6 protein-coding genes and 1 pseudogene are annotated in these 11,374 nt (G+C 36.0%); 4 read left to right on the forward strand and 3 right to left on the reverse strand.

The features are described 5' to 3' along the window. Positions 1-1,969: GAF domain-containing protein (locus F6K27_RS30665; RefSeq protein WP_287300951.1), on the reverse strand; the 1,969-nt coding region annotated here is incomplete at its 3' end. 695 nt (positions 1,970-2,664) lie between these two features. On the opposite strand from F6K27_RS30665, the pseudogene F6K27_RS30670 reads away from it, so the two are divergent. Together F6K27_RS30670 and F6K27_RS30675 are read left to right on the forward strand one after the other, a co-directional pair. Beyond that, positions 2,665-3,039: pseudogene (locus F6K27_RS30670) on the forward strand (DUF6444 domain-containing protein); the annotation flags it as partial. 550 nt (positions 3,040-3,589) lie between these two features. After that, positions 3,590-3,712 carry a hypothetical protein gene (locus tag F6K27_RS30675; protein WP_275670466.1) on the forward strand — a complete coding sequence of 41 codons (123 nt, stop codon included), beginning with the start codon at positions 3,590-3,592 and terminating at the stop codon, positions 3,710-3,712. Positions 3,713-3,830: 118 nt separating this feature from the next. Here F6K27_RS30675 and recN read toward each other — a convergent pair whose 3' ends face one another. Then, positions 3,831-5,612, reverse strand: a complete 1,782-nt coding sequence (gene recN, locus F6K27_RS30680; RefSeq protein ID WP_287274046.1) for a DNA repair protein RecN — start codon at positions 5,610-5,612, stop codon at positions 3,831-3,833. Positions 5,613-7,279: 1,667 nt separating this feature from the next. Here recN and F6K27_RS30685 point away from each other — a divergent pair. Next, positions 7,280-8,623 carry a hypothetical protein gene (locus F6K27_RS30685; RefSeq protein ID WP_287274048.1) on the forward strand — a complete coding sequence of 448 codons (1,344 nt, stop codon included), beginning with the start codon at positions 7,280-7,282 and terminating at the stop codon, positions 8,621-8,623. A 266-nt stretch (positions 8,624-8,889) separates the two neighbouring features. On the opposite strand, the gene F6K27_RS30690 is transcribed toward F6K27_RS30685, so the two are convergent. Further along, entirely contained in the window at positions 8,890-10,056 is a 1,167-nt protein-coding gene (locus F6K27_RS30690) for a SpoIID/LytB domain-containing protein (protein WP_287274050.1), read from the reverse strand. A 144-nt stretch (positions 10,057-10,200) separates the two neighbouring features. Between F6K27_RS30690 and F6K27_RS30695 the strand changes: the two genes are divergently transcribed. Then, entirely contained in the window at positions 10,201-11,136 is a 936-nt protein-coding gene (locus F6K27_RS30695) for a ribonuclease Z (RefSeq protein WP_287274052.1), read from the forward strand. The last annotated feature ends 238 nt before the right edge of the window (positions 11,137-11,374 follow it).

Consider the following 11,374-nt stretch of genomic DNA (forward strand, 5'->3'; position numbering starts at 1 on the left):
CCATGCCTTCTGTCAAAGTAGTGTAGCTACGAATATCACTGAAAAGCACAGATACCTGTTGACGTTTTCCTCCTAAACCAGTATCACCACTTGCTAATAATTGTTCTGCAACTTCTGGTGTCATGTAGCGATACATCAAGTTTTTCACTTGTTTTTCTCCACTAATATCCTCCATCACTACTAAAACGCCATTAACTTTCTTAGGGTCACAAACATCAATCATAGAGTTAATTGACAGATTAATACTTTGAGGAGGCAAATTTCCCAAAGGTAACAAAGTTCGATCTGGATAATACTGTTGGTACTCTTTGCTATAATTCGGAGAAAGGGCTAAATCTAACCACTTAGAAAACTCACCTTCCTTGAGACGTACTAATTCACTTACAGACTTACCTTCTAGTATCTCTGTGTCACTGATTCCTAGTAAATGTCTAGCACTTTCATTTGTCGCAATAACTTTGCCTTTTTGATCCGTAGATATTACCCCGTTGGTCAGACTCCGTAGAATATCCCTTTGTCTTTGTTGCTCTTGTTTGACTGTATCAAATAATTTAGCATTTTGGAGGGCTACACCTGCTTGAATATTAAAGGCCCTCATAAATTCTAAATCGTTGCGATTAAAACTAGCTTTCCACTGCTCTGGTGCTTCAGGCCAGTTTGCATGGTTATATGGTGGATAATCTCCCTGTTTCTTTTTATTAATTAGCTGAGTTACACCAATTAATTCATTGTCAGCATTAAAAACAGGCATACACAACAAACTACAGGTACGATAACCTGTTTTTTCATCTGTTTCCTTGGCTGTAACTGAGTGGGTATCTTTATAAACGTCAAAAGGAATGAGTAGTGGTTGGCCAGATTTTGCAACCATACCAGCAAAGCCTTTATCTTTAGCAATCCTGATTTCTATTAGCTGTCCATTAATCGGGATTTTTGTCCATAGTTGATTTTTATCGTTATCTATGAGCCACAAGGTACTGCGGTCTGCGTTCATAAGTTCCTTGGCCTGCTCCATGACTTTTCCCAGAGTATCTTCTAAGTCTAGACTACTTTTGCTGAGGGAGTCTACAGCTTTCATTAAAGCTTCTGCTGCTCTCTGTCTTTGAGTTGCTGAATAAAATGACTTAGAAGATTCTAGAATTAGACTAATGGAAGGGGCAAATTCACGAAATACTCTTTCATCTTCTTCAGTAAATCCCTTTTTATCTATTTTTTCTCCTAGTTGTTCATATTGTTCGTGGCCTTGTTTTAACTTGTTGAGGAGTTGGACAACTGCGATTAAATCCCCTGTTTCTTCTTGCAGTAATGGCATTACTACCATAGTATAGGTACGATATCCATTCTGTTTGTCAAATTTTTGGGCTGAAGCTGAACGTGGATCGTTATAGAAATCGTAGGGTATGTTGATTACTTTTTTCTCTTGAGCTGATTCTCCTGCTATTCCTACATTGGCTGAAATTCTTAACTCTAATAGTTTTCCATCAGCTCCTTTAGCTACTGTTGACCAAAGTTCACTTTTTTCTTCATCTAATAACCAAATTGTTGTCCGGTCTGCGTTCAATAATTCTCCTGTTTTGAGAGTAATTGAGCGCAACATTTCATGTAGAATTGCATCAAATCCTTGAGCCTCTAACAAATTATTGAGCATCCCCAAAGTGCGATTAACTGTCTTTAGCTTTTCTTCAACATCTTTAACTCCTTCGACAAAGTTTTCTTTTGTTAGGGCAGCTAGATAGCTTGAAAAGCTAGACCCAGGATGAACTAATGCACTACTTTCGTTGACTCTTGAATTACTTTTGGGGTTATTCCTATTATGACGATTATTTTCTGGACTATTATAAGTATTATTGTTATCAGAGTAGCTTTGAGGGTGAGACACCTGATTGTTAGGACCCTCTATAACTTCCACATCCTCTTTTTTTGGGATTGTGTACTCTGTTGCTATTTGGTTTGGAGATGCAGATGTCATAACGCTTTAATTAAATATTTAGATGCTCTTTACTATTAAGGCTTTTAAATAATTCAAGCTCAGTTTGTTAATTAATATTAAGATAGGAACTGAATAATTTTTAAATCATTCATACCTGTACTTTAGTCTAACATGATTAAATTTTTACTCTTCTGTCAAAAAAATTATTATAAATATTTTTTAGATAAGATTTGCTATACAGGTTCTAGGTGTGAGCTTGGAGAACATCGGTTTTAGGAATATTTTTTCTTGATTTTTACCTCATTACTTGAATGCTCGAACTTCAATAAGCATATTAGTTTTGATGGTATAGAATTTTATTTTTTGTACTTGCTGCTGAAGTTTGAATTAATAATTATCAAAACTATCATTACTCAAAGTTTTAAATTTATTCATCACACCTAAGTTTTTATTTGTTAAAATTATGCTCTCTAGTTTTATAATCATAATGTAGCACAAAAAGTTGCTATAAATACTATATATCGTGTTATATCTAAGGTAAGGATTCAGGTCATAGCGTGATCGTAGTGTGGATTCTCAGAAGGGAAATTCAAGAATATTGGTTCGCTTGACAAAAAAACAAACTAGTGCAGCTACGCGGAAGTCAAAAGTCAAAAGTATTTATTGGTAAGGCTTTTAGGATTTTGTAACTGGTTAGTTATTTCTGCCATCCTGCACTAGGGTAAAGTCAAAGCATGAGTCAATCACAGCCCCCAGTAAATCGTAAACGCCTCAACCAGTTGTCAAAAGAAGAACTGGTAGAAATGTTGTTGACTCAACAGAAACTAATCGAGAAACTGCAAAAACAAATTGATAAATTAGAACAGAGTCAAAACCTAGACAGTAAGAACTCCTCGAAACCCCCATCAACCGATCTACTGAAAAAATCGGAAAAAGCCAAGCCAAAATAAGAGTATCCCAGTTCCGAAGAAAAGAAGAGACGACCAGGAGGACAAATAGGTCATCATAGTAAGACTCGTAAAGGGTTTTCCAGAATAGACAGAATAGAAATATTGCAACCTTCTGTTTGTAGTCAGTGTGGTCAAGCAGAATTTTTAGAAGAACCAGTGGTAGCTGTAGTGGCCAGCAATGTGCGATTCGTTTCTAGGGGAAATAGCCTAGAGTGTCGGTTTAACAAAAATCCAGAATCTTATGGAGGTTAAAGAATAGTAGAAGGTATACCGACATAACTTGTTCAGTAATCAGGGTGAAAGTCCCTCCTGTCAGAGGATGACGTTATACCAAACCTACCCACATAGAGGTTAATCACCACTCTGGAAGCTGGGATTAGAGAAGAATCAGAGATATACTTACTACATCACACTGCTGCTAGGTAGGTCGTCATGGTTAGCAGAAAGCGAAATCAGCTGAAAAAGTGTCCAAGCCACAGTAAGGAAAGTCAGGAATTGGACTTTGGACAAAAATTGTGTCCGACGAGAATAATTTTCCGGTCCATTGTCTTGGTTTATAACCAATGTCTTAACTAGGGGAAATCGGCGTTGGTAAATTACAGGATGAAATTTGTAGGGGCAATCCCCCAATGATTAACCGGGGAAGGTTACAGAGCCCTACCCCAAAATATAAATCATCCCATCAATTACCAACACCAATTTATTGACTGTGGTACAAACTTGTCGTCGTCAGGGGCGTTCTGTCATTGAATTCTTTGAGCAGTCCCTGGTGGCTAGGGTTTTAAGCGATCGCTCATCAAGTCTTTCTCTTATTCCTATTTTGCATACCTGAATCCTTACTATTTAAGTTTACAACTCAACATAATCTACATAATTTTTTTTTGCCCTTTGTTAAAGTCAATTGTTAATATTATTCTATAATGTATTTTTAATAGAACTGATATTATGGATTAAGATTCTCCTCTAGAACTGGAAATAGGTATAGTCAAATTTTGCCGACGTTTAGTAGCAGCTTCAGTTAAAAGAGATTCTGCAAAAGCTATAGCTTCTTGAGCTGGCCTACCACTAGCTAATTGTGCCAACTCTTCCCGCCGTTGATAATTATTTAGATTTTTAACTCTTACTATAGTCCGTACTTCAGAGTTTTGATTATTTAAGTTTAAGTCCATAGTAGATATTTCCTCGACTACTTGTTTACTGACATTAAAGTGATTATCAGCCATTGCAGCTACTATCGGTTGATGGGTTACACAGAGGACTTGATGTTTCCTACTAAGTTGATGTAGTTTTTCTGAAATGGCTCCTGCTACTCTTCCTGAGACTCCAACATCTATTTCATCAAATACTAGAGTACCAGATCCTTCTATTTGAGAAAAACAAGCCTTTAATGCCAATAAAAATCGACTCATTTCCCCACCAGAAGCTATTGAATTTAGAGGTTGTAGTGGTTCTCCAGGGTTAGGACTGAAGCAGAATGTAATTTGGTCAGCACCTGTAATTGTTGGCGTAGTGGGAGAAATCTCTACCTGAAATTTCACTTTTTCCATAGCGAGGGGTTTTAATTCCTCTACCAAGTGTGTCTCTAATTTAGCAGCCACATTATGACGTTGTAAGCTAAGTTCGCTACATTTATCTTGTAATTGTTCTTGAGTTTCTAAGTATGCTTTTTCGAGTGCTTCAACAGACTCTCCACCATCTTGTAGTTCTTTGAGTTCTGCTTGTATTTTGTCATAATAATTAATAGCTTCTTCTAGGGTTGGACCATACTTGCGACAAATTTGTTTAAGTTCTTGAATTCTTTCTTCTACATCCTGTAATCTTTGGGGATCGGCTTCTAATTCCTCGCCATAGCTACTAATTTGTCGGCTAGCTTCAACAACTTGAGATAGAGCTTCACTAATAATTTCTAATACAGGTTGTAATGTGGAATCGTAGTTTACCATATCGTTTAATATACTTTCAGCTTCTCCAAGGAGGTCTGCTGCGGCTAAACTATCTCCTTCATTTTGATATAAAGCTTGATATATTTGATAGCTTTGATGTTGAAGTTCAACGGCATGACTAAGGCGTTGACTTTCTTGTGTTAGTTGTTCTAATTCCTGAGGTTCGGTAAGATTAGATTTATCTAATTCTTGTACTTGGTATTCTAATAAATCTATTCTTTGTAAACGTTCTTGCTCTGACTGACGACGATTTTCTAATGTTGCTTTGGCTTTTTGAGCTTTTTGGTAGGCAATACTTACTGCTTCTCGACATTGTAGTAGGGGATGACTACCATATAGATCGAGCCATTCACGTTGTAGATTGGGATTTCCTAATTGTAGGGTTTGGCCTTGGGCTGTAATTTCTAATAGGCGATCGCGCAGTTGGTCCATTATTTTGCGATTGACCAGAATACCATTGAGACGAGACCTAGTACGGAGAGAGGTTTGAGCGCAAGTAATTTCACGACTACAGACTACTAATGTACCATCTACTGGATCTATTTCTTGATTTCCTAACCATTCGGCCAGGGATGAGTTTAGCTCAAAGGTTGCTTCTAAGATAGCTCGTTTAGTTCCTGTTCGGATTACACGACGGTCTACTTTTCCGCCTAGAGTTGCATCGAGAGCATCTAGGATAATGGACTTACCAGCACCTGTCTCTCCTGTGAAGACATTTAGACCAGGACTTAATTCTAGGTCTAGATGATCTATAAGGGCAAAGTTATTAATGCGAAGAGATATAAGCATTTATTCAAGGAGGTAATTAAGAAGGAAGAAGGAAGAAGGAAAAAGTGAAGATTAAATGTTTGCACTTTACTTTTATCCTGCTTCGGTCAAACATAATTTTTGAGTTTATGACTTGAATCTTTGACTAAAATTATGCCAGTAAATCCTCTCTTTTCTTGGAGGTCTTCTATTCAAGGAAGAAGGAAGAAGTGAAGATTAAATGTTTGCACTTTACTTTTATCCTGCTTCGGTCAAACATAATTTTTGAGTTTATGACTTGAATCTTTGACTAAAATTATGCCAGTAAATCCTCTCTTTTCTTGGAGGTCTTCTAGATAAAATTATAATATATACATCAGAAGAATACATTAAGGTTTAATTGAATTAGAGGTGATTTTTTTGATTTTGTTTGTTAGTAGAATATCAATTAATAACTCCAGTAATTTTTCATAGCTGAAGGATAATTTAGATTTTCTTAACTTCTCAATTCTGATTGATTTGAGTTTAAGAAACAATTAAAATTGAATTTATTGTCGGAAATTTTACACTAACTAAGTGGAATTATCTTTTTCAATTATTTCCCTATACTGATGACTATCTCAAAATGCTACTATAAATTTTGAATTTATGACTTAACTATAGCAATCCTATTTCAATTGTAATATTTCTGTAGTAATCAAAAGTCATAAGTCTATTTTCAGGAGTCAAGAGTCAGAATTATCGAGGTTTTTCGTCAATCTTAACTATTATAAAAATTCTCACAAATCATTTAGGATTGCTATACTAACTCAGTAAATTTTTCCCTAAAAAATTACAATTAAAATAGAATGGCAAGAGATATAAATTAGTCTTTATTTAGCAAGATGAGTTATACATAAACTTGGATCGAGTAAGTAAAATAAATCTCACTCATCATATAGTGTTTTTATTGGAAATTTGAAACTTAGATGAGATTTTTTTACACATAATTTGCCGATATTGTATAAACATCCTAAATAGTAAAGGTATATCAAGGAAAGTTGGGTTAAGTTGTTAGGGTGCATCTCAATTTTTAATAAAGCCAAAAACTTATCGCTTTTAGGCAACAGGCAACAGGCAACAAGCAATAGGGAATATATAGGAAAAAGTATTTTTGCAAATATGAGATGTACCCAGTTGTTAGGTGTTCCTTTTCAGAATAACGTCTTTTTCATAACCTATTTAAAGTCACTATAACAGTCCTAAAGTATTTGTAAAAATTTTCAAATATAGTTAAAATATTTAAGTTTTATAATTGCTATAAGAGACCGCATTATTGATCTCTATTTGTGTTGTGGCAAAATTACAATTACAGAATACATAATATAAACCAGATAATATAGCGGGAATTTGTTGACTATTTTCACTTTTTGTATTTAGGTTTAAGCTATCATTTATCACCAATTAGCTGATGACTAAATGAAGTCGGAATCAAGATTGAGTGACTAATAAATAATTAAAAGTATGGATAAAACCGCATCAAACCAGATTTTATCTACCTGGCAACTTCTACATTTTTTGAGGAAAATTTGTCTAGACTAACTTTTCTAATTAGTATAGCATTTTGATAGCTGACTACTAATAACTGAGAGCTAAATGCTTACTCCTAGATAGATTATTTTTTGTCTATAATTTAAAGTAGATAAGTAAATTAGGTCAGAGGTAATGTTATGACTCCAAATCCTGCGATAATAACAGCCGTGGAGAATTTGGACTACCGTGTTACAGTGGGAGATGTGGTGGCTAAAGCTGGATTAGATGTTAAAGTGGCAGAACAAGGATTATTAGCTTTAGCTACAGATGCTGGTGGTCATTTACAAGTATCAGAAACAGGGGAAATTGCTTATTTATTTCCTAAGAATTTTAGAGGTATTTTAAGGAATAAATTCTGGCGGTTAAGATGGCGAGAATGGTGGGAGAAAGTTTGGCGAGTATTGTTTTATTTAATCCGAATTTCTTTTGGTATTTTGTTGATACTTTCTCTTGTAATTATACTAGCTGCTATTACTATTATTGTGATTTCTCTTAATTCTAGTGGCGAGCGAAATGATTCAGGTAGTAGGGGTAAAAATTTTGGTGGCGGGATGATGTTTCTCCCTCGGTTTTGGTTTAATTATAATTGGTTTTTGTGGTTTAATTGGGGTTATTACGATCGCCCCTACAGATATCAACGTCAAAGACAAAAATATCATTCTCAAGGTCAAAAAAATGGGATGAATTTTTTTGAAGCTGTGTTTTCTTTTTTGTTTGGAGATGGCAACCCAAATTATAATTTAGATGAGCGACGTTGGCAAGCGATCGCTACTGTGATTAAAAATAATCAAGGGGCGGTAGTTGCTGAACAAATTGCTCCTTATTTAGATGATTTGGGTAAAGGTTATGCTTTGGAATATGAAGAGTATATTTTACCAGTATTAATTCGTTTTAATGGTCGTCCGGAGGTTAGTTCTGAGGGTCAAATTGTTTATCATTTTCCTGAGTTACAAGCAACGGCAAAAGGGTGGAATTCTCAACCTATTTCTGCATTTTTAAAGGAAAAATTTTGGCGGTTTAGTGAGGCAACTTCTGGTCAAATAATGTTAGCAACTGGGTTGGGTGCTGTGAATTTTGTTGGTGCTTTAGTTTTGGGTTCTTTGCTAGAAGATGGTACGGTAGCAGCTCAGTTAGGAGGATTTATTTCTTTTGTTGAAGTTATTTATCCTCTTCTACTGGTTTATGGTGTTGGTTTTTTAGTTTTACCTTTAATTCGTTATTTTTGGGTACAATGGCGTAATGGTAAAGTTGAGGCACGGAATCAACAAAGACAAAAAAGAGTTATTACTTTGAATCATAGCGATCGTCAGTTAAAACAGAAAATTGAATATGCTAAAAAATTTGCTAGTGAAACTATTATTGGTTGCGAAAGTTTAGCATATACAACTGAAAAGAGTATCCTAGAACAGGAAGCTGAACAAGCAGATAAAATTGATGCTGAATGGCAAAAAAGATTAAATCAATCAGATGCTAAGGAATAATTTATGTACTTTATTAAACTGAAAATACCTGTACTTAGAGAATTATCATATAAATCTAAGCTGAAAAAAGATTGTTTGAGAATAAGCTAATCAATAAAATCATAGATATACCTACATCAGGAGTATTTTTGTATTTCAACAGCTTTAATTAAACCAATCTAACTCTTTTATTTTTAGTAAAATCTAGGTTTTTGAGATTTATTTACTTAACAGTAGAAGTAGAATTTATTGACTTAGATTTAGAAAATAATGTCTAAACTTTAATTTTAGCGTACATCAATTCTAGCTAAATTTGCACCTTGGTAATAGTACAACAAAATCTGCTGGTAATTATATCCGTTCCGAGCTAAATTATAAGCTCCCCATTGACTCATTCCTACGGCGTGACCAAAACCTTTTCCAGTAATTTTGAAACTGCTTGGAATTTGTTGGTCTTCATCTTTATTAGGAGTAACTATAAATCTGGTACTTTTTAATCCCAAAGCTGCTGTAATATCTGTCCCTTGAAGAGTTTTAACTCCTGCATCCCCTAAAACTTTGATAGTAATAACACTATTGTGAGGAGTAGTAGTCTGAGGTGTCATAGATATGATATTTCCTACACCTGATATTCGCTGTTTCAATTCTGCTTGAGTAAATGATTCTGTCCATTCATAAACTGGAGCATCTTGATCGAAGTCGGGAACCGCGCGGAGGTAGGGAAGTGGATTTGACCAAACATCCTCTACATTTTCCGTGTGGCCTCCAGAAGATGAATGGAATAAGGCTAAAATAATTTGACCATTGTAGGTAAGCACTTGACCCTTTGTAGCATCAACAGCAGCATAAGTACCTTGAGACTCTGTTTTAATTCCTTGATATACTTGCCATAGTTGGTCATTGCCTAAGTCGTAGAAATTATTACTATTTTCTTGACGCTTATTCAGAGCATAGGAGCGGGCAGCCACTGCTTGGGCCTTTAAAGCTTCTTGAGGCCAGTTGCCATTCATTTCTGCTCCAATAACACTATATAGATATTGTTCTATATCAATGTAATTGATCGCTGTAACTCCTGATTTGCTAGGGATAATGTGAGTACGTCCACGATACCACTGATCGCCTATCCATACATAACCTTCTCCTTTGGGTTCGATCCACATTTGACCAGATACCCAGTTTGCCAAAGCAACTTTTCCTGATTTTAATTCGGCGACAAAACCTTTAGTTGGCTGTAGTTCCCCAATAGCTCTACCAGCACCATCTCTAATGGTAGCATTTGTGGAACTTCCTACTTTAACTTCTTTTGCCCCTTCTTGAATGGCAATTCGCAAGACTAGGGAAGCTTGGGCAGGGGCGATCGCTAGTAACCAGAATAGAATAGATGTCCAAAAGTAGTGTTTTAGTGGTTTAATGGAACGATTAATAACTGAAATAAATAGCAATCCAGAACTCATCAGATTTTAGATTTTATATTTAACTTTAAGGTTAACTAATGTAGGCAAAAGCCAGAATAAATCTCACAGGGTAAAATTAGAAAATAATTATCACTGTGGATATACTTATCATATTTTTTTAGTTTATTGAGGAAGTTTGAAGTTTTGCAGGTAACTTTTCTAGGAACTAGCTCTGGTGTCCCGACGCGATCGCGTAATGTTTCGAGTGTTGCTTTACGCTTGCCTCAACGGGGTGAATTATGGTTGTTTGACTGTGGGGAAGGAACTCAACATCAGTTTCTCCGCAGTGAACTTAAGGTTAGTCAACTGACTCGTATTTTTATTACTCACATGCACGGCGACCATATTTTCGGTTTGATGGGGTTATTAGCTAGTTGTGGTTTGGGGGGAAATGTGAAAAGTATCGATATATATGGCCCCCCGGAGCTGGAGAATTACTTGCAAGGTTGTATTAAATATTCTCAAACTCGTTTGGCTTATCCTATGAAGGCTTACCAATCTAGACCTGGTGTAATTTATGAGGATGATGAATATGTTGTTAGTTGTGGTTATTTAAAACATCGGGTTCCTGCTGTTGGTTATCGGGTAACGGAAAAACACCGACCGGGACATTTTGATGTGGAAAAGGCTAAGGCTTTGGGTATTCCTCCTGGTCCTATATATGGCAAGTTAAAACGAGGAGAGTGGATTACTTTGTCTGATGGACGGAGAATTAGTGGGGCTGATTTATGTGGGGCACCTCAGATTGGCCGGAAGTTTGTTTATTGTACTGATACTGTTTTTTGTGATGGGGCGGTGGAACTGGCACAGGATGCAGATTTACTTGTTCACGAGGCTACTTTTTCTCATCGGGATGCTGATATGGCTTTTCAAAGATTACATTCTACTTCGACTATGGCTGCACAGGTGGCTTTGGCCGCAGGTGCTAAACGTTTGATGATGACTCATTTTAGTCCTAGATATGCTCCTGGGAATCCGATTTTGTTGGATGATTTGCTACAGGAGGCGCGTGCTATTTTCCCGAATACTGATATGGCTTATGATTTTTTGAGTTATGAAATTCCTAGATTTGATCAGTAATTGTCAGTTATAGCAGAAGGAAGAAGGAAGAAGGGAGAAGGGAGAAGGGAGAAGGGAGAAGGTGTTTAGTTATCTAGGACAGAAGGGAGAAGGGAGAAGGTGTTTAGTTATCTAGGGCGTGTCATCAATTAAAAAATTGACAAAATGGGTATTGTATGCTCTAGGTCGATGGCGATCGCTATGCTAATAAAATGACAGAAGCTGCCAAATAAATTCCTCCTAGGAAGTTAACCGAACG

It is taken from the genome of Okeania sp. SIO2F5 (assembly GCF_010692685.1).
GTDB classification, from domain to species: Bacteria; Cyanobacteriota; Cyanobacteriia; order Cyanobacteriales; family Microcoleaceae; genus Okeania; species Okeania hirsuta.